The organism is Methanolobus sp. ZRKC2 (genome assembly GCF_045291185.1).
Classification (GTDB): Archaea; Halobacteriota; Methanosarcinia; order Methanosarcinales; family Methanosarcinaceae; genus Methanolobus.
Genome location: NZ_CP146980.1, coordinates 2,630,533 through 2,651,014, shown reverse-complemented (window position 1 = coordinate 2,651,014; position 20,482 = coordinate 2,630,533). Strand labels below are relative to the sequence as shown.

Genomic DNA, 20,482 nt, shown 5'->3' with positions numbered 1-20,482 from the left:
TGGTTTATTCCCTGAGATCGGGAGGGAGCATGTTAGGAATGCCCTCTTCAATAGGATAATATTCATCACAAACGGAACAATAAAGAGTCCCTGAAATAACCTCTTTTTCATCTTCCTTCTCAATGTTCAGGACAAGGTCGCCTTTACAGATAGGGCATGCAAGAATTTTCATCAGGTCCTTTTTCATCTCGATCACTACTTATCAATAGATTAACAAAATATAAGTTTTTGCTATTATATTTAACGTAGTAATTAATTGAGTTCCTCCCTAACATTTTGTGAACGGAAGCAATGTTATGGGAACCATATTTCAAATGTCATTATTCTAAGACAAGCTTAATTTAGGTGTTTACCCGTAATCATATCCTATGTTCTCCCTTCTGGCCGATGTCCTTGATTTTGCAGTTCCCGTACTCATAGTGATATTCATTGGCCTTTTCGGAACAGGAATTCTCATCGAAATGGGCTTTATGCAAAGACTGTCACGCTTTGCAAGTCCTGTTTTCAAACACACGAATCTGCCTGATGCCTGTGCTTCATCGTTCATTGTAGCTATGGGATCAACTGTCGCTGCTAACAGCATGGTGGTCAATTTCAGGGACGGAGGATGTATTGATGACAGGGAGACAATGCTTTGCGCAGTATTCAACAGTACACCAGCATACATCAGGGAAATACTCACTTACCAGATACCTATTGTCCTTCCTGCACTGGGCGCGGTAGTAGGCGGATTTTATGTGATGGTGTTCATACTGACTGCAATTGTCAAGATCAGTACTGTGATAATCCTCAGCAAACTTCTACTCAGGAAGAATCATTGTGTCTTCGAGGAAACTTTTACTGAAAAAAAGGTAACCTTGAAGGAGGCAACCAGGAAATCCCTGAAAAGAAATAAAAGATTGTTCACCAAAATTGTTGTGATATATCTTGCAATGACGACACTGGTATTCTATCTCAGGGACATAGGTGCGTTTGAGTCTTTCAATGTACTACCGCTTGCCGAAGTTTTCGGAATTCCGGCTGAAAGTATAGTACCCCTGACGACTTACGTTGCAAGTCCTATTCTTGGGATATCTTTGCTGGGACCAATGATAAGCAGTAACAGCATATCTTATCATCAGGCAATGGTAGTTCTTATGCTTGGAAGTATGTTCATGCTCCCGTTTTTTAGTTTCAGGACTCTTCTCCCAAGGTACGTATCCATCTTCGGACCACGCATAGGCGTAAGAATCGTGGCCTTTTCTACAGGGATAAGTATGCTGGTCAGGTTCTGCATACTGGTAGTTCTTCTTTTTATTGTCAGGTGAACAAATATCAGCTTAGCCAGTTTAGCAGTTTATCAGTTCACCGCATATATGAGAAAAGTAATATATATGAAAATTTATATATTATTACTGAATGGTTTATTAGATATACGCTTAGATAAAACTGTACTGTGTGTTTTTGTAGATTTTACACTGAATTGGACATTCAGGAAACAAACAGACAGTCGGCATAATTAAGCTATCCATTTATGGAAACTAAACAATAAATTAATATATTATATTATCATCTATATAATTACGTGGGAATAGAAACCACGTGACAATTACTTGTTGTGCATTTGTTACACACAGAAATAAAGGGAGATACAAAAAAAATGGCAAAAGTAATGATTGTGGACGACGCTGCTTTTATGCGCATGGTCATCAAAGATATCCTGAAAAAGAACGGTCATGAAGTCGTGGCAGAATGTGTTGACGGATTAGATGCTGTTCAGAAGTACCCTGAGGCAAACCCCGAATTGGTATTTATGGACATAGTTATGCCAAATATGGAAGGTATCGACGCACTTAAGAAAATAATGGAAATGGACCCCGGAGCAAAAGTAGTCATGTGTTCATCTATTGGACAGCAGTCCGTAGTGACGGATGCACTGAAAAGCGGTGCCCAGGATTTCATAGTGAAACCATTCGACGCTACGAAAGTACTGGAAGTTATTGGAAAAGTAATGTAAATGACCATTAATGTTCTTGTTGTCGATGACTCGGCTTTAATGCGCAAAGTTATCTCTGACATTCTCACAGAGGATGATGAATTCAAAGTAATAGCAACCGCAAGGAATGGGCTTGACGCCGTAGAAAAGGTGGAAAGATTCAGACCTGATGTAGTCACCCTTGATGTAGAGATGCCCAAACTGGACGGATTACATGCACTGGGATACATCATGAGTGAATGTCCGACCCCGGTAGTAATGCTAACAGCCATCGACTCGAAGTCTGCCGAAAGAACATTGAATGCATTTGAATACGGAGCAGTTGACTTTATCCAGAAGCCTTCCGGAAATATCAGTCTTAACATAGCAGATATAGCCAGTAGTATTCGCCTTAAAGTAAAAATGGCATCGAAGGTAGATCTCAAGAAACTGGAATTTATGGAGGAGCAGGTCAACAAATCCAAGGAGAACAGTGGGAGCAAAAGGGAGAAAAGGCCTTTGAATAAGCTGAAAAATGCTAAACGGAAGCCATTATCCAGACAGAAGATACTTGCAATCGCTTCCTCCACAGGCGGACCACGTGCGCTTGAACAGGTCGTACCAAATCTTCCAGAAGACCTGAATGTACCTGTTGTTATTGTACAGCACATGCCAGCCGGTTTTACAGCTTCACTGGCTCAAAGGCTGGATTCACAATCAAAGCTTAAGGTATGTGAAGCAAAGGACGGAGATGTGGTCAGGAATGGAATTGTTTACCTGGCACCTGGCAACTACCATATGGAAATAGTCCAGAAAAATATCAATGGAAGGAACGAGGAAGTAATTTCCCTGAACCAGAAACCTCGTGAACAGGGAGTAAGACCCTGCGCGAATATCCTTTTCAAGTCACTTGTGCCAATATACGGACAGAATATCCTGGCTGTAATCCTAACCGGAATGGGAGCTGACGGAGCAGATGGTGCAGAAGAGATTAAAAACGCAGGCGGGAGAACAATAACCGAGGATGAGAAGTCCTGTGTTGTTTACGGAATGCCAAAATCCGTAGTTAAGCGAGGTCTCTCGGATAGTGTTGTAGCCCTGGAAAAGATATCAGATGAAATAGTCATGATGCTAAAATAGTCGGGTGATTTGGGAATGTTAATTTTTAAAACAGTGATCGAAGTAATAGGGGCATGATTTTACATGGATATGTCAGAGTATAAAGATATATTTAAAGCGGAGTCCGAAGAACACCTGCAGCAGTTGAATGAATCACTGCTCGGACTTGAACAGAATCCCAAGGAAATGGAATTTATCAATACTATGTTCCGTTCCGCACATACATTGAAAGGTATGTCGGCAACAATGGGATTTGGCACGATAGCCGAGTTGACCCATGAAATGGAAAACCTTATGGACATGGTCCGCAAATGCCAGGTCGCTGTTAACGACTCACTAATTGACATACTCTTTGAGTGTCTTGACACCCTTGAAGCACTTGTGGAAAGTGTTGACAGCGAGGAAGAGGTCAATATATCTCATCTTCAGGCCACCCTTACACAGGCTATGGAAGGTACAATTTGTGCTGCGGAGAATATTACTGAGGTAGTAAACGACCTGACAACCATTGATGAACCGGGGCTGTCTCCGATAGAGGAGATAGCAGTACCTGAAATTGATTTTTCTGCTGATGAAAGTGCTTCCATCGAAAATGCAAAACAAGATGGTTCCAACGTTTCTTCTCTGAAGGTCACACTTGACGAATCATGTGTATTAAAATCCGCAAGATCAACGCTTGTTCTAATTAATATCTCAAAGATCGGACAGATCATCAAATGCATGCCCAGTGAAACCGATCTTGAAGATGAGAAATTCGACAGGGATTTCACTGTAATCTATTCCTCAAAAGAGAGCAACGAAAATGTTGCAGAAATGATAGGGAAGGTTGCAGAAGTGAAGAGCATAGAGATAACATCTCTGTACACCTGCAACACTGAAGATAGCGAACAATCATTAGAGGAAAAGGAAAACAGTAGCCAATCAGAGCAAAGTAGTTCTGCTGTCAAACGGTCTGATACCGTAAAGAGCATCCAGAGTGTCAGAGTGAACATTGAACGCCTGGACAATCTGATGAACCTTGTGGGAGAGCTTATAATCAACAAGATAAGGCTCAACCAGCTTGCTTCTGATCTTAACGCAAAACATCTGGATGAATCACTTGCTAACCTTGACCGCCTTACCAATGAGATACAGACCGAGGTCATGGAAGCCAGGATGGTACCCATCGACCAGGTATTCAGCAGGTTCCCACGGATGGTAAGGGACCTTGCAAAATCGGAAGGTAAGCAAATCAACCTTGTTATAGAAGGTAAAGAAATCGAACTTGACAGAACGGTTCTTGACGAAATAGGAGATCCACTGGTTCATCTCTTGCGTAACGCTGTGGACCATGGAATTGAACCCACAGAGGAACGTATCAAACTCGGAAAACCTGAAGCAGGATTTGTCGGACTTTCTGCATCAAGACAAAGAAACAGTGTCCTTATAGAAGTAGAGGATGACGGAAAAGGCATGGACCCGGCAAATCTCAGGGATGTTGCTGTAAACAAGGGCATATTAAGCCGTGAAGAGGTGGACAAGTTATCCGATGCTGAAGCTCTTAACCTGATATTCTATCCGGGATTCAGCGGTGCACAGGTAATTACTGATGTCTCCGGCAGGGGAGTCGGTATGGATGCCGTCAAAACCAAGATTGAAGCCCTGGGAGGAAGTGTCAAGGTCAGTTCAGTACCTGGGCAGGGAAGTTCCATCAAATTACAACTTCCACTTACAGTCGCGATTATCCAGTCACTGATGGTTACGGTTATGGATGAAACCTATGCGATCCCCCTTGCCAATGTCGTAAGGGACGTGGGTATCAAAGCAAAAGACATCAAAACCATCGAAGGAAAAGAAGTCATCATGCTGCGTGGAGAAGTACTGCCTCTGTTAAGGCTCCACGATATTCTTGACTCACCGGACGAGATAGAGGAAAAAGAGAATCTAATAGTTGTCGTCGTTGAGAGAATGGGAACAAATATTGGATTCGTAGTAGACCAGCTTCTCGGACAACAGGAAGTAATAATAAAAACACTTGATAATAAACTTTTGAAAGATACTAAAGGATTCGCAGGCGCTACCATCCTGGGAGATGGAAACGTTGCGCTTATCCTTGACATTGCAACATTGATATAATCACAATGAGGGTAAAAAATGGCTGAAATGGACGAAATGGCAAAAGGAGCATTCCAGGAAGCAGGGAATATTGGAATGGGTCATCTGGCGACCTCTCTCTCAAAAATGGTTAGCAGAGAGGTAAAGATAGACATTCCCAGTGTGGAAATGCTCTCACTGGAGGATATAATCACCAATGCATCCGATGGAAAACAAAAAAGTGTAGTAGGAATTCACCTTCAACTGTCAGGTGATGTAACCGGAGGGACATTGATCTTATTACCGAAATTCTCAGCACTTTCGTTTTCCGATCTTCTCATGAAGAAACCTATCGGAACTACAACAAAAATAGAAGAGATGCAGGTACGTAAGCTACGGGAGATGGGAGTGCGCCTTTGCAGTTCCTACATGCGCGTAGTCAACGAATTCCTGGGCCTGAACCTGAAAGTAGGTGAGCCGACAATGGAAGTGAATATGGAAGGGGTGGCTGATTTCATACAGCAGGAAATAGGAGAACTTGCCGATGATTTCATAGTTGTCAAAGGGGAATGTTTTATTCCTTCCACAAATTCCAGAAACGAGTTCAATATGTTGTTTGAGCCGGAAGCCAGTGATGTAATCATGGCTGCTGTGATGAAAAAGATGATGGGATGATATGAGTGAGTGCCACCCACTTTGCCCTGGACATAGGAACCAGGACTGTCGTGGGGCTCATTGTAGGAGAAGAAGAGCCTCTGGAAATAAAAGCAGCATGCATACTTGAGCATAACGAACGTAGTATGTATGACGGGCAGATCCATGATGTAGACAGGGTCGCAGAGGTTGTCAGAAAAGTAAAGAACGAACTCGAAAAACAAGTAAATTATGAACTTACCGGGGTCTCTGTCGCAGTTGCCGGCCGGGCCCTGAGAACATCTAAAGTAAAAGTATCCATCGACCTGCCCTACAGGGAAATCACTGAAAAGGACATTTCCGAACTTGAATTTGAAGCAGTTGCCAGGGCCGGAAGTGAACTGGACTGTGATGAGAGATTCAACTGTGTAGGATATTCGATTGTGGGATATGAACTTGAGGGACAGAAGATCTCCAGTTTGGAGGGACACACAGGTAGCTCTATATCAATAGAACTACTTGCGACGTTCCTGCCGGAAACAGTGGTGAACAGTATGTTTGCAGTGCTCGACAGATGCGGCCTTGAAGCGGAAAATGTAACCCTGGAACCCATCGCAGCGCTGAATATCGCAATCCCCAGGGATACACGCAAAATCAACCTTGCACTGGTTGACATCGGTGCGGGAACATCTGATATTGCAGTCACAAGTGACGGAACTGTTGTAGGCTATGGCATGGTTCCGGAAGCAGGTGACGAAATAACTGATTTTATTTGTGATCATTATCTTCTTGACTTTAAAAAAGGAGAAGAAATCAAGCAACAGCTCCTGACAGAAGACAAGATAGAGATACAGGACATCTTTGGAGTGACTACAGAGATACAGACATCAGAAGTCATTTCTGTTATTGCGGAAGAGGTTGACAAACTGGCCTTCCACATTTCCGAAGAGATAGTTTCAATTAACGGGAAAGTACCCAGAGCAGTTGTGCTTGTAGGTGGCGGATCCCAGACAGCTACACTCAGGGAGCGGCTTTCTGACCATCTTGGTATACCAGTGCAGCGCATAGGTTCACGACTTCCCGGGATGATAGAAGAACTGAAAGACAGCACCGGGAAGGTTAATGGCGCAGAAATGATAACCCCGCTGGGTATTGCCCTTACAGCCATTCGAAATAGTGGAATTGACTTTGTTGAAGTTTCAGTGAATGACAACAATGTACACCTGATGGACCTCAATGGTCTTTCCGTAATGGATGCGTTGGTAGCTACCCATGTGAAAAAAATGTATCCCCGTCCGGGTCTTGCACTTACATTGAAGGTCAATTCCGGATTCATGACCATAGAAGGAGATTCGGGCAAGCATGCCAGCATTATGGTTGACGGAAAGAAAGCAAGTCTTGGTGATGTAATTTCCAGTGGTTCGAAGATTGAATTCAATCCCCCGGTTGACGGAAAGGATGCCAGTATAACAGCACAGCAACTGGCTGCCCGGGCAGGAATACCAATTGACGTTGATATCACAATTAATAGCAAGCAGGTAAGACAGGCACCTTTTATCCAGGTGAACGGAAAGAGAACCGCATTAAACGATGCAATACCTGACAGAGCGGAAGTCACTATCACACCTGCAACACTGAAAGAAGTATTGCATGCCTGGACAGATAGTGATCCTGATGAGAAATTACAGATAACTTTGAACAAGAAAGCCAGGGTTCTCAATAAAAAAGAATACGTTGTCAAACTTAACGGAATTCCTGTCGATCCCAAAGATTTCTCTGACACAATTATCAAAGACGAAGATGTTTTACAGATAAGCAAAAAAGACATAAAATGGACGTATGCCGATATAATAGACCCGCCGCAGGCCGGAAAAAATATCAGTGTAATGCTGAACAATGAGAAAGTGACCTTTGAAGGAACTGACAGTTTCATTAGGGTCAACGGAAAGAAAGTACTGCCTTCTGAAAGAATCTTCGACGGAGATAATATAATTCTGGAGGAAGGGAGCGAAACAAATCCGATACTTTCAGATCTTTTCGAATTTATGGATATCAGGCGAGAGGAGCTTGTCGGCAAAAGCATTAGCCTGTTTGTAAATAATTGTCAATCTCGTTTTACCACACCACTGAAAGATGGAGACAAAGTAACGATAGAATTCCTGGAGGTTTGAATAATGCTTAAAACTGCAGAAAGAAAAACAGCAAAGGAGGATGCAGATTTTGCATTGCTCAAGAGTATAATAAAAACTAAGCTTGGTTTCAACTGTGAATACTACAAAGACTCCCACTTCAGAAGAAGGATCGATGTCAGACTAAGAGCAACCGGCTCAAGTAATTTCGGAGATTATGTCCAGGTTCTGAAGAATGATCCCAACGAGTACGATGTTCTTCTGGAAACCCTGACAGTTAATGTTACAAATTTTTTCAGGAATTCAGAGGTCTATGATATTATCGAGGAGGAAGTGTTCCCGGCTGTTATAAAGTCAAAGAGCACCGGCCTGAATAAATCCATTAAAATATGGAGTGCAGGCTGCTCGATAGGTGTCGAAGCTTATTCCATTGCAATGTTATTCCACCATATTCTGGGAAATAGCATCAAGAGATACAATATCACCATAACAGGTACTGATATTGATAAAGCCAGCCTCCAGCATGCCCAGCAAGGAGTCTACAACGAGACTGAAATGAAGGATGTAAGGCCTGCTTTCATAGACAAGTATTTTGTCAAGGAAGGAAAGCAGTATCATGTCAAAGATGAACTGAAAAAAATGACACATTTTAAGTCCCACGATATGATATCAGGGCCGAAGATGGGTGGATTTGATATCATCTTTTGCAGGAATGTTACGATCTATTTTGAAAAGGAATTACAAGAGAAGCTCTACATGAACTTCTACAATGGTCTGAATGAGAACGGGTTCTTTGTAATGGGTAAGACTGAAACCTTAATCGGACCATCAAAAGACCTTTTCAAATCTTTCAATGCGAAGGAGAGAATATACGCCAAATGACACGGAATCTCCAGTCACCTGGAAAGACTTCTGATTTAGAAATGAGGGAATAAAATGCGGATGGAAGAACTTGATGAAATGCAAGCCAGTGCATTAAAGGAAATTGTCAATATTGGCGTTGGCAATGCTGTTACATCGCTTTCTAAAATGGTTGGAAAAGAAATTAAGATAGAGGTCCCTGAGCTCAAGATCGAAAAGATAGAAAAGATTCCCGAAATCGCAGGAGGTGCCGATACTGTAGCTTCAGGAGTGATAATGCATGTTGAAGGAGACGTAAACGGCTACATCATGATGCTGCTTTCGAAGGAAACAGCTGAGGCCATATGCAGTACCATCAGTGGTGAAGAAAATATCGATATATTAACCGAAATGAACCAATCACTGATAGAAGAGGTCGGACATATCCTTGCAGGTTCTTACGTGAGCTCCCTATCCGAGTTCCTTGGACTGGACCTCAAGATATCACCACCCATGCAGACGTTTGATATGCTGGGTGCAATCATGGATCACATGCTTATCGAGATGAGCAGGAATGTGGAAAGCACGCTTCTTTTTGACACATTCTTTACACTGGAAGGAAACAGGATGGAGGGTATTTTACTCACTTTATTCGATCCTGTATCAATGAATAAGATACTGAACAAAATTGCAGAAATGGTCTGAAGAGGAGGTTTCCAAATGAACATAGTACTTGACAAATTTTATTATGATGCACTGAACGAAGTAGGCAATATCGGAATGGGAAATGCTACTACGGCTCTTTCCCAGCTTGTTGGAAAATCAGTCAATGTCAGTGGATCTGCATTCACATTACTTGGTTTGAATGATATCTCCAAAGATTCCGAGTACAAAAAGCTTGGAGCTATTGTAAAAGTAGTAGGAGACCTCAATGGCGGTTTCCTGCTCATGCTGAATCAGAATCACTCAGAATCTCTTTCAGAAATGATGCTTGAGCAACGTGATCATGATGACGATGAGTATATGCGAAGGTCAGTCGTGGTCGAAGTCGCGAATATCCTTGCAGGGACATATTACAATGCTCTTTCCAAATTCCTGGACCTGTCAATAATTCCTTCGATTCCGATAATTTCAGAAGGAAGTCCTGATGAATTGCTGAAAAAATGCAGTAAGCATTTCAATGGTAAAATAGAGCATGTCATGGGACTAACTACCCTTTTCGAGATAGAATCTGAAGACCGGTACCAGAGTCTGAGTGGTGATATGTACATGCTTATGGACTCAGCTTCAATGAAAACTATACTTGACAGAATAGACACGATGCGTACCTGAATAGTATGATGATAGTTGGAATGGCAGACAGCGCAGTAGCAAAAAAACCTGTAAAAATCACAACCCTGGGCCTGGGTTCATGCGTAGGCATTGCTATGTATGACAGAGGAACCTGTATTGGTGGCATGGTACACATTATGCTTCCCAGTGTTGAGAACGCAAGGTCAAAGGATAACGTTGCCAAGTTTGCCGACACAGGAATACCCCATCTCCTGGATTGCATGCTGTCGGAAGGTGCCAGTAAAAGTGCTATCAAGGCAAAAATAGCAGGTGGGGCAAGAATGTTTTCCTTCAGTTCGAATGCACAACTGAACATAGGAGAACGCAATGTCATTGCAACAAAGGAAATCCTGAAAAAATTAAGGATACCGATAATTGCAGAAGACACTGGTGAGAACTATGGACGTACAATTGTACTTGATACGGAAAATGGCGATCTTACAGTGAAAAGTGCACTCAAGGGTGAAAAAACATATTAATTCAGATATTTCGATTTGAACAGGAAAAAAATCAAAAAGGCTAAGGTGGCAGCAAGATGTTAACTTCGGACACTACACTGATCTACATATACATATTATTCATTTCGGTTTCACTTTCAACCGGAATAGCAGCTATATACTTCTGGGTGAGAGTCCATCTTGAGACCCAGAAAGGATCAATCGCATGGCTGCTCCTGGCACTTACTGCCGTATTCCTTATTACAACATCCATTTTCTCGTCACTGGCCGTCAGTAATTCTGACCCCCTAATAACAGAAACCATTCTTATATTCATGGGATTCTGGGGTGCAGTATATACTACAATCTTTGCTGCTGCAGGATTTATTATGTTTAATGCATTCAGGACAATTCCCCGGGAAAAACTGGCAGATTTTCTTCTTGAAGGCATGGTCTTCCAGAAAAGCCAGATCTTAAAATCTGCCTGTGGAAAGAACTGTTCAGTATGCGAAAAATACTCCAGTGAAGAATGCAAGGGCTGCATCTCAAAGAACAAGGATACAGATGCCGATTGTCCGATTTATGAATGTGTTGTTGAAAAAGGGATGACATCCTGTATTGACTGTGACAGCAACGAAGACTGCGAGACCTACAACTGTGAGATAGTTCAGTGTCCTTTGAATAGTGAACCAGGAACCCTTACCGAATTTGAACATACAGCCAACATGTTCAAACGATCAACACTTCTGGAATACACTCCCCATGCAAGATATGAGGATGCAGTAATTGAAATTTGCCTGAGGCTTTATGGAGAAATGGTGAATACCGTCCTTGTATCTACCCAGCCACGTACATCCCTTTACAAGGAAAAGCTGGGCGATCTCATTGATGTCGGAGCCATGAAATTCATTGAGATATCCGGAACTGCAAAAAGTCTCAGTGAAGAAAATGGAATAATAAAATTACCTGTCAATGAACTTGATAAGTTCTTCGACCTCACATCCAAATTGCCGACTGGATGTGCCGTTATATTCGAACCGGTCACCCAGCTCATAGTCTCCGAAGGAGAAGAAAAGACATATGAGTTTGTGTCCGGCATGGCTGAAAAATTCGATTCAAATGAACTGATACTGATAGGGCTCATGAATACTACAGCCCATGAAGAAAGAACAGTTTCAAGATTTGAAGGTCTTTTCCTTAACCTTGCAGAGATGGCCAGTAGCCGGATACGTATTGTGAAAGGTGGAAAAGAAGAGTATATTCGTTTCTTCGCCGGAGAGAAGTTCTACATGGAAGAAGCTGAAGAAACCGGGAAAGCATAGATCAAAAAAAGTATACCAAGGTAGGAAAAATGGAAAGCCTAAATAGCCTGGAGATAGACGCCCTGAAGGAGATCGGAAGCATCGGGATGGGGAATGCTACTACAGCACTCTCTAAACTGGTGGAGAGAAATGTTCAGCTTAATCTCTCGGATGCCAGGATGTTCAATTTACAAAATACTGTCAGCTCGATTCCTGATTCCATCACTATGACAGGTGTCATTGTAAATATAGGAGGCGAGATAAGGGGCGCAGCGGTGCTTTTGTTCGAGTTCAACAACTCGGTTCTCTTGAGCAACCTGATGCTTGACAGCAGTGGCATCACAGGTGACCCTACTATGAACGAATCCGCACTTTCCGAACTTGGCAATATCTTTACCGGGTCTTACATGAATGCCATGTCTTCCTTCCTTGACCTTGGAATATACCAATCCCAGCCAATCGTTACCATCGGACCTATACAGGAAATATTTGAAACAGCGATCACACGAATCGGTACTAAGGCCGGGGGACTGCTGAACATTGAAACTATGTTTATGGTACACAATGCCGGAGACTCTACAGGACTTAACACGGTATACGGAGATATGTTCCTGCTTCTGGAACCTGCTTCCACAGAAAAGCTCCGTGACTCCATAAGGAAAATGTTAGCTTGAAAAACTATTGATATTCAATTAAATGGTTGACTTAAAATGAAAAATATATGGATTCAACATCTTGAGAAACAAGCATCCGAAGAAAGTACACAAGATTCTTCATTTGTGAAGATGTTGCATTCACTGGCGAGACTGGATGATGAGTATGAAATGAAATCAGTAATAAAATCTCCCGGTGGCAATAACAGGCAGTATAGCCTGAAAACCATCCAGGAGGAACTTGCTTTTGATGATCCGGTCCATGAGGATATTGGAACCTTGAATGAAGCTGCCTCCGTTGAATGCAAAGCTACAGAAATGACGACGGAAATTTGCAGATGGACTGCAAAAAGCCAGCGAGGATACGAGATGGGTATAGACTCCTTTGAGGATGACCATGTTCGCTTGTTACAATTACAGAACGGACAACTTATGCTAATGTATAATGTTGCCGGAGAGGATGACTTTGAGGTCGAAGTGAGCTCTGCTGAGGAAGCTGACGAACTGATAATAGAAGACAATCTGACAACATCGGAATTGTATCCTGAGAATCCGGAACTGCAATGGCATAAAAAATAAGCTCATTTTAATATAAACAATTGAATTCAATGGTAAAGAATAAAAACTATCAGTGCAATTAATATATAAATAAAGTATTTAAGGCGCAAAGGTGCGAGATGAATAAAGGAGACCCGTAACAATGATGGACATCGCAATATATTCACTTGTTGACGATATGGTCAGCAAAGCAGGAACGGAGGGTGTTGTAGAATACTGGCTCCGTGTTGGTGAAAGCTATGCGGAAAGGATGGGAAAGGAAGCTTATGTTGGCTGGCCTGCCTTTAACGTAGCAATGAAAGAAGGTAGAACCTCACTCACCGTTGAAGGTGAAGTGAACGTATTGACAGACCTGGCAATTATAGACAAGGACGGAGATGTTATTGGTTATGTCTATGCACTTAAAACCTGTCCTATGGCCCCTACTATGAGAAGATACATTTCCAGGATAGGTCCGATTCCGGATTCAGACACCGATGTTGCCGACAGTTACAATAATCGTATCAGGGACTCTGCAGTCTCTAATTACTGCATCACACACCAGAAGTTCAGGGAAGTTGCAGCTAACAATATTACTGTTGCAAAACAGGCACTCGAATGTCTCCAGCTTGCTAATAAAGGAATGACAGGGGACGTGAAGATGGTGCCTGAAAACCTTTCAAGAATAAACGTGGACGAACGTCATATAAAAAGCATACTTCGTAGTGCATCTTGTGTTTTTGCTTTGATCGTGAAAGGCAAAAGTGCAGGTGAGGAAATAATCGAATAATGGTGATAATATGGCAGAAAACATCGAATCAAATCCTTTTGTTGACGTTTCTGTATTCCTCTTCTTCGAGGATATTTCTGACAAACAGGGAGTAGAAGGCTTTACCAATTATATGGTTGGACAGGCCCAGTCCCTTGCTAAATCCGTTCCAGAGGAAGAATATGAGACATGGGACGATTTTGCAAGTGCAGTTGGCAGCGGAGAATCCGTATTTTCCTCCTTTGAGAGAATTGAACAGATTAGTAAGTGCGGATTCGTAACTAAAATATGTCCGTTCTCAAAGGCTATCAGGGAATACATAAAAAGGATAGGCAATTTCAATCCCGTACACATTGAAGCCACAGACCATTTCAATCATACCATACAGCCTTCAGCCGCCCACAGTGCATGCATGATGCACCAGACTTACAGGAAAGAGGTTGCAAAGAGAATAACAGTCGGGGGAAAACCTCTTCAGTACGCGCAGATAGGTGCAAAAGCATATACGGGCGAAATTGCACTCCCTCCAGAATCATGGAAGAAGGTTCTTCTGGAAAAGGCAGGCATTTCCGAAACTCAGGGTTTTATGGAAATGCGTGAAAACAGTTGTCTTTACCTCCTGTATGTTGAAGATTAAAACCATTTGCCTATAGTTAAAAAGTAACTTGGGCAAGGATTATAATACCTAAGGTTTTATTCTTCGTAATGGACCCCCTTATTATTTTTTCTGTTGCTCTTGTATTGATTCTCATCCTTACTGCACGGTTGAGAATCCATCCATTTCTGAGTTTAATACTAGTTTCCGTATTTGTCGGACTCCTTATTGGTGACCTGGAAAGAACACTTGTAGCTATATCGCAGGGAATGGGACGTGTATTCGGGCAATTTGCAATTGTGATCACCGCAGGTAGTATAATAGGTCTGATACTCCACAGAACAGGTGGAACCACATTGATTGCAGATGATATCATCAAGATATCAAAAAGACCTCTGCTAGCACTCAATATTCTCGGGTTCGTATTTGCAGTGCCGTTGATGTGCTGCATCCTTGCATATGTGATTTTCATTCCTGTTGCCAAGGACCTAAGTGCCAGGCTGGGAATATCGAGAGCAGTTAGTGCTACTGCATTGGGACTGGGAACATTGGCATCCTTTAACCTGGTATATCCTTCACCAGTTGTTCATCCCGCTATGATCGAACTGGATATCCTGAGACCTGAAGTGATTGTAACGGGACTTGCTATTGCAATTATAGTTTCTTTAATAGGATACTGGTATGCTGTTAAATTCTGCGATTTCGGAGAAAACACTAGTTACTCAAGTGAAGAGGTTGATCTAAACAAAGAAGAGCAGGAAAAAGTATTACCTGGCAGAGTTGCTTCCTATTCTCCCCTTGTTATCCCAATAATACTTATTCTCCTGGATGTTTTCACAGCAATTCCATTATTTGATTTAATAGGCGATCCTGACGTTGCACTTCTGATAGGAGTTATACTTGCGATACTGCTCACTGTAAGGACTTTTGATTTTTCAGAAGTAAGAGCATGGATTGAAAAAGGAATACGGAGAAGTGGAATCGTACTACTTGATATGTGCGGAGGAGGTGCACTTGGTGCGACTCTTGCCCTTACCGGAGCAGGAGAAGCCCTGGGAGATCTGTTAATTAGCACAAGTATGCCGGCATTACTAATCCCTTTCCTTGTTACAGCAGCTATCCAGACAGTACAGGGTTCAAGGGTAGTAACAATGCTTGTTGCACCTTCGCTTATCATACCGGTCTTACCGGAGCTTGGACTACCTGCGGAAATCGTACTCTTTTCAATGGCTTCAGGAACGTTACTAATATCTCACTTCAATGATCCTTTTTTCTGGATTTTCGGAGACCTTGCGGAAATGGAAACAACTGAAATACTGAGGACCTATACTGCAGGAGGTATTATAATGGGGATCAGCAGTCTTGCACTCACAGGTTTGATTTATCTTGTATTTTATTGACACATGGACAGGTTTGTCAGGAAGCTAAAAAGCCTGAAACTCTTTACTGGATTAAGCAAAAGAAAATAGTCGGTCGCTTGACTTCGAAAATAACTTACTTTATTTTTTAACATCGAAATCAATTCAGTTAAGTTTATAAGAGCAAAAGCCAATTTATTGCTAATGAGTCCTCTACTCATTTTCCTTATAGCACTGTGTTTTGTGTTGGTGCTCACGGCGCGGCTGAGGGTTCATCCATTTATCAGTTTGATAGCAGGGTCAGTTTTGGTGGGGTTCCTTGCGGGTGAAATCGATGCCACTTTAGACACAATAACCGCAGGTATGAGCAGCATATTCTCACAATATGCAATAGTAGTTACTTCTGGAAGTATCATAGGAGTGATACTTCACAAAACCGGTGCAACCGCACTTATAGCTGAGGATATCACAAAACTGTTCAAGAGACCTATACTGGCAATAGGTTTGCTTGGATTTGTTTTTGCCGTTCCGATGATGTGCCTGATACTGGCATTCATAATCTTCCTTCCAGTCGCTAAAGACCTTAGTGATAAGCACGGTTTTCCAAAAGGGCTTACTGAAGTTGCTCTCGCACTGGCAACTATGGCATCTTTTAGCCTGTTATATCCTTCACCTGGTATCTACGCCTTTGTCAACGAAATGGGAACGGAAACTACAGTACCAAGAGTTCTGCTCATAGGAGCCACCATTGCAACCATAGTATTTTTAGTAGGTTACCTGTATGCCAGCAGGTATTATCATTTCAGTCCTCATGATGATTGTTGCGAGAATATGGTAAAGCAGGAAAGTGAGACAAAGATACTCACATACCGGACTGCGAGTTACATACCAATCATGGTTCCAATCATATTGATACTTTTTCGCCTTCTTACGAATATTCCGTTGGTGGAACTCATCGGCCATGAAAGCATAGCCCTTTTTTCAGGTGCTGTACTTGCAATGGCTCTCCCAACAAGGAATTTTCCATCAGCCGATATCAGGGCATGGGTAGAGAAAGGAATACGAAGAAGTGGACTGGTCCTACTTGACATTTGTGGAGGAGGAGCACTGGGAGCCACACTTGCAATGGCAGGAGTTGGAGAAGCACTCGGAAACGCCCTGCTTGAATCAAGTATGCCCGCCCTTTTAATACCTTTTCTTATTGCTGCAGCTGTGCAAACGGTACAGGGTTCAAGGATGGTAACATTATTCATTGCTTCTGCACTGGTTATACCCATTATGCCGGAACTGGGACTGCCTGTGGAAATAGTACTTTTTTCCATGGCATCCGGGACCTTCCTGATATCACACTTCAACGATCCTTATTTCTGGATTCTGGCTGATTTTGCAGAGATGGAAACCCCTGAAGTATTGAAAACATACACAGTGGGAGGCGCAGTTATGGGAATTGTCAGCTTGCTTGTCACTGGAATGATATACTTTGTCTTTTACTGATTGAAACAGAGAGGAAGGAGCAACTTTTCCAAATAAAAAAGAAACTTGAATGCTTGTTAATGGCTTGTCCCATTATCAAGTAAAACAGGAGTCGTTCGGAATATCCGATCGACCTCAAAATAATTGTATAAAAAATATGTATCTAAATATTTATTTTTCTGATTTTCCTTTAGGGGACTTGAGTGTCCTGCCTTCTTCCTTGATGCCACCAAGGTCCTCAATGCTTCTACCTTCTTCCTTGATACCACCGAGGTCCTCCAGGGTCTTACCACCGGCCTCTTCAAGTGATGTATCCCAGGTTCTCTTGCTTTCCCCAAGTACCTCAGTGCCCTCATAGGGACACTCATAGCCGTAATAGCCATACACACATGCTGCATAATCCATTTGAGCCTCGCCGGAAATACCCGGCCATTTGTCCTTATCAAAACCAGGAGCTGCTTTTAATCTCTCTTTATCAACATTAAGGACAAATACATCCTCACCTGGTTTTTTCTTCAGTGCTTCAATAGGAACACCGAACAGTTTGTTCGCAACACCCACGAAACCGCCAAAAGATATCACGACATAAGCAATGGAATCATTAGTTATGTCGAGTACGACATCACTTATGCTTCCAAGGTCTTCACCCTTTTCGTTTACTATCTTGTCTCCCTTCAAAGAGCTGGCAGACATTATATCCGGAACATCCACTGTTATCACTCCCACTTAATGTTCAATATGAGGCGACACATTTGTCTTCCCCTGATAGATATGAGGTTTACATTTATTTAAGCATTACGAACTTAGAGCCCTGTAGAAATTTTGATTGGATGCAATTATCAAATCATCAATTCCAATCTCACGTGAAAATATGTAATGATGCAGGTAATCCAAAATACAGAGATGACATCCTCATTTCATTTTTTAATACTTGGGTTAATAGAATAATAACACTAAACACATTGATCGTGTTATGGTCGCAAACATTTATTCTATCAAAAAATTTCGGCATCTTCAAGAATATCTATTACTTTCATATGTAGATTTAATTCAAGTACTTACTTATACTACTGCTCAGATAGTTATGAGTGATTCCTAAAAGGGAGGGAGTGAAAATATGCGAAGCAATGCAACCGCTGTCCAGGAAGCTCTGGAAGGCATGGATTATCCAAAAATGAAAAAAGATATTCTGAGCTATGCTAAGAAACATCATGCTTCAGAGAATATAATCTCAGATCTTCTGGACATTCCTGACAAAGAATACAAAAGTTCGGCAGATATCAGACAAGTTTTTCTTGAAAGTGAAAGGATAAAAGAAGACTATGAGAAAATAGACAAGGACATTGAAAGCTGGAAAAAACAGTAGTTTTTAAAAATGGAGATATATCTTCAGAAAGTGAGTTTGTGACCTTGTTGGATTAAAAAAGAAAAAAAGGTTGATTGGTTAATACCAATCAATTTCAATGATGTTCGTGCTCGCTTTCAGCTTTTTCCTTTTCCCAATGCTCAGAAGCTGTTTCGATTGAATCAAGGCATCTGCCGCAAAGCCGAACCGTGTCCTCCTCCGCACCTTTGGAAAATGATGGCCTGCTTATTGTTACGGGATAGAGAGGTTCCATACCGCCACACAGGTCGCATTTACCGGTGACTCCGAGTGAAGATGATTCTGCCTTTTCAGCGCGTGCTTTCTTTGCAGCATTCAGGCATCCTTCACAAAGTCCCTGCCACATTCCATGAGGATAGGAGTGAGCATACTTTGGCTTGAAGACCTGCACCGGAACAACTGTGGGTATAGCGACTCCACACAGATTGCAATCTGCCATATTACATACCTCCGGGGATCAATACTTTTGCTGCTTCCATTGCCCAGTAGACAAACGGCTCGGACCAGAAACCAATCACAAGAACACCAATCACAGCTATTACAAGAGCGATTGTGTATGGAAGAGGCTCTGATACCTTGTCGGCATCTGTTGGCAGGAAGTACATGTATTTCACAATCTTTGCGTAATAGTATAGTGACAGTGCACTGTTAAGTATTGCGATAACAGCAAGCCATACAAATCCTGACTGTATGGTTGATGAGAACAGTACGAACTTGCTCATGTAACCTGCTGTGAGAGGTATACCGGCCAATGCAAACACAAAGATAGTCATGGAGAGTGCTGTGATTGGCATCCTCCTTCCAAGACCCCTGAAGTTGTCCAGATGGTCTGGGTCCTCAGCATCCTTGTTTTCGGACAGTACCATATACACTACCGCCGCGGTTGCTATGAAAGCTCCTGCCTTCATGAAGCCATGCGATAGTGCGTAGAGTATGCCACCACCAAGTGCCATAGGTGTGAGCACCACAAATGCCATTGAGATATAACCTGCCTGTGCAAGGGATGAATATGCAAGCATCCTCTTAACACTGGTCTGGGACAGTGCAACCACATTACCGTAGGTCATTGTCACGACTGCAAGAATAGCGAAGGCTATCTGCCATTCAGCCTGCAATGCGATCAGGGCAACGATAAATACCTTGAATGCAGCAACAATACCCATTTTCTTGGAACCTGCAGCGAGCAGGGATGAGACCACTGATGGTGAACCCTGGTATGTATCAGGTGCCCACATATGGAATGGCACAAGAGCAATCTTGAAACCAAATCCTGCTAGCAGAAGAATTACTGCAACAAGTCCGATCGGGTTTGTTACAAGGTCTCCTGCAGCTGCTGCAATTGCGGGAATGCTGGTTGTACCGGTCATTCCGTAGATGAAGCTTATACCAAAGAGCAGAAGGGCTGCCGAAAGGGAACCGATCATAAAGTACTTCATTGAAGCTTCAAGCGACTTCTGGTTGGTCTTCTCGAATCCGGCAAGTGCATAGGTTGCAAGACTTGCAAGCTCAAATGCGACGAAGAGGACCATGATGTCATTTGCAGATGCTACGAACATCATACCGATGGTAGCGAAAATTGCCAGGGAGAAGAATTCTTCTGTATGATTGTTGCCTTCTGTATACTTGATGGATGCAATCGCAAAAAGCAGTGCAACCACAAGGAAGACTATCTTGAAGAACTGGGACAATGCATCGATGGATATCGTGTCATTGAACATTGTCGCTTCGGTTCCGAGGCTGGTAACTGTCAGTACCAGCGCAATAAGGATACCCAGACTTGCAAGGTATCCAAGCATCTTCTTTGCACCAACTGGCAGGAAGAGGCCTATAAGCAATACAGCCAGGCCTGTTATAGCAAGTGTAAGTTCAGGAGCCAGTAACATCAGATCCATGAA

At 42.5% G+C, this 20,482-nt stretch carries 22 protein-coding genes; 18 read left to right on the top strand and 4 right to left on the bottom strand.

The features are described from left to right. Nucleotides 1-4 precede the first annotated feature (4 nt). Entirely contained in the window at nucleotides 5-187 is a 183-nt protein-coding gene (locus tag V7O62_RS12755; RefSeq protein WP_406658301.1) for a methytransferase partner Trm112, read from the bottom strand. Between the two features lie 181 nt (nucleotides 188-368). On the opposite strand from V7O62_RS12755, the gene V7O62_RS12750 reads away from it, so the two are divergent. The 17 genes from V7O62_RS12750 to V7O62_RS12670 all read left to right on the top strand — a co-directional run bounded on the left by V7O62_RS12750 (nucleotide 369) and on the right by V7O62_RS12670 (nucleotide 17,224). Continuing rightward, a complete protein-coding gene (locus tag V7O62_RS12750; RefSeq protein ID WP_406656712.1) occupies nucleotides 369-1,307 on the top strand; it encodes a nucleoside recognition domain-containing protein in 939 nt (312 codons plus the stop codon). 332 nt (nucleotides 1,308-1,639) lie between these two features. Next, the gene (locus V7O62_RS12745; protein ID WP_406656711.1) at nucleotides 1,640-1,996 is read left to right on the top strand and encodes a response regulator; all 357 of its coding nucleotides are present in this window, start codon (nucleotides 1,640-1,642) and stop codon (nucleotides 1,994-1,996) included. Continuing rightward, nucleotides 1,997-3,094: a chemotaxis response regulator protein-glutamate methylesterase gene (locus V7O62_RS12740; RefSeq protein ID WP_406656710.1), complete on the top strand. Its 1,098-nt coding sequence runs from the start codon at nucleotides 1,997-1,999 to the stop codon at nucleotides 3,092-3,094. A 63-nt stretch (nucleotides 3,095-3,157) separates the two neighbouring features. Continuing rightward, nucleotides 3,158-5,188, top strand: coding sequence for a chemotaxis protein CheW (locus V7O62_RS12735; protein ID WP_406656709.1), 2,031 nt, complete (start codon nucleotides 3,158-3,160; stop codon nucleotides 5,186-5,188). An 18-nt stretch (nucleotides 5,189-5,206) separates the two neighbouring features. Continuing rightward, entirely contained in the window at nucleotides 5,207-5,821 is a 615-nt protein-coding gene (locus V7O62_RS12730) for a chemotaxis protein CheC (protein ID WP_406656708.1), read from the top strand. Between the two features lie 5 nt (nucleotides 5,822-5,826). After that, nucleotides 5,827-7,950, top strand: coding sequence for a cell division FtsA domain-containing protein (locus V7O62_RS12725; protein ID WP_406656707.1), 2,124 nt, complete (start codon nucleotides 5,827-5,829; stop codon nucleotides 7,948-7,950). A 3-nt stretch (nucleotides 7,951-7,953) separates the two neighbouring features. Continuing rightward, nucleotides 7,954-8,790 (top strand): CheR family methyltransferase, encoded by an 837-nt coding sequence (locus tag V7O62_RS12720; protein ID WP_406656706.1) that lies wholly within the window; start codon nucleotides 7,954-7,956, stop codon nucleotides 8,788-8,790. Nucleotides 8,791-8,844: 54 nt separating this feature from the next. Next, entirely contained in the window at nucleotides 8,845-9,453 is a 609-nt protein-coding gene (locus V7O62_RS12715) for a chemotaxis protein CheC (protein WP_406656705.1), read from the top strand. Nucleotides 9,454-9,468: 15 nt separating this feature from the next. Further along, a complete protein-coding gene (locus V7O62_RS12710; protein ID WP_406656704.1) occupies nucleotides 9,469-10,080 on the top strand; it encodes a chemotaxis protein CheC in 612 nt (203 codons plus the stop codon). Between the two features lie 20 nt (nucleotides 10,081-10,100). After that, nucleotides 10,101-10,559: a chemotaxis protein CheD gene (locus tag V7O62_RS12705; protein ID WP_406656703.1), complete on the top strand. Its 459-nt coding sequence runs from the start codon at nucleotides 10,101-10,103 to the stop codon at nucleotides 10,557-10,559. 56 nt (nucleotides 10,560-10,615) lie between these two features. Beyond that, nucleotides 10,616-11,839 carry a DUF3795 domain-containing protein gene (locus V7O62_RS12700; protein ID WP_406656702.1) on the top strand — a complete coding sequence of 408 codons (1,224 nt, stop codon included), beginning with the start codon at nucleotides 10,616-10,618 and terminating at the stop codon, nucleotides 11,837-11,839. A 29-nt stretch (nucleotides 11,840-11,868) separates the two neighbouring features. Further along, nucleotides 11,869-12,492: a chemotaxis protein CheC gene (locus tag V7O62_RS12695; RefSeq protein ID WP_406656701.1), complete on the top strand. Its 624-nt coding sequence runs from the start codon at nucleotides 11,869-11,871 to the stop codon at nucleotides 12,490-12,492. 36 nt (nucleotides 12,493-12,528) lie between these two features. Further along, nucleotides 12,529-13,050, top strand: a complete 522-nt coding sequence (locus tag V7O62_RS12690; protein WP_406656700.1) for a hypothetical protein — start codon at nucleotides 12,529-12,531, stop codon at nucleotides 13,048-13,050. A gap of 121 nt (nucleotides 13,051-13,171) precedes the next feature. Further along, nucleotides 13,172-13,798, top strand: coding sequence for a hypothetical protein (locus tag V7O62_RS12685; RefSeq protein ID WP_406656699.1), 627 nt, complete (start codon nucleotides 13,172-13,174; stop codon nucleotides 13,796-13,798). 10 nt (nucleotides 13,799-13,808) lie between these two features. Beyond that, nucleotides 13,809-14,414, top strand: coding sequence for a hypothetical protein (locus tag V7O62_RS12680; protein WP_406656698.1), 606 nt, complete (start codon nucleotides 13,809-13,811; stop codon nucleotides 14,412-14,414). 68 nt (nucleotides 14,415-14,482) lie between these two features. Further along, nucleotides 14,483-15,772, top strand: coding sequence for a GntP family permease (locus V7O62_RS12675; RefSeq protein ID WP_406656697.1), 1,290 nt, complete (start codon nucleotides 14,483-14,485; stop codon nucleotides 15,770-15,772). 162 nt (nucleotides 15,773-15,934) lie between these two features. Then, nucleotides 15,935-17,224 carry a GntP family permease gene (locus tag V7O62_RS12670; RefSeq protein ID WP_406656696.1) on the top strand — a complete coding sequence of 430 codons (1,290 nt, stop codon included), beginning with the start codon at nucleotides 15,935-15,937 and terminating at the stop codon, nucleotides 17,222-17,224. A 150-nt stretch (nucleotides 17,225-17,374) separates the two neighbouring features. On the opposite strand, the gene V7O62_RS12665 is transcribed toward V7O62_RS12670, so the two are convergent. Beyond that, complete coding sequence (locus V7O62_RS12665; RefSeq protein WP_406656695.1) at nucleotides 17,375-17,929, bottom strand: PRC-barrel domain-containing protein; 555 nt, start codon at nucleotides 17,927-17,929, stop codon at nucleotides 17,375-17,377. Between the two features lie 391 nt (nucleotides 17,930-18,320). Here V7O62_RS12665 and V7O62_RS12660 point away from each other — a divergent pair, with 391 nt between their 5' ends. Continuing rightward, nucleotides 18,321-18,569 (top strand): DUF2795 domain-containing protein, encoded by a 249-nt coding sequence (locus tag V7O62_RS12660; protein ID WP_406656694.1) that lies wholly within the window; start codon nucleotides 18,321-18,323, stop codon nucleotides 18,567-18,569. A 94-nt stretch (nucleotides 18,570-18,663) separates the two neighbouring features. On the opposite strand, the gene fpoO is transcribed toward V7O62_RS12660, so the two are convergent. Both fpoO and fpoN read right to left on the bottom strand, forming a co-directional pair. After that, nucleotides 18,664-19,026: a F420H2 dehydrogenase subunit FpoO gene (gene fpoO / locus V7O62_RS12655; protein ID WP_406656693.1), complete on the bottom strand. Its 363-nt coding sequence runs from the start codon at nucleotides 19,024-19,026 to the stop codon at nucleotides 18,664-18,666. A gap of 1 nt (nucleotide 19,027) precedes the next feature. Next, complete coding sequence (fpoN, locus tag V7O62_RS12650; protein WP_406656692.1) at nucleotides 19,028-20,479, bottom strand: F(420)H(2) dehydrogenase subunit N; 1,452 nt, start codon at nucleotides 20,477-20,479, stop codon at nucleotides 19,028-19,030. Nucleotides 20,480-20,482 lie beyond the last annotated feature (3 nt).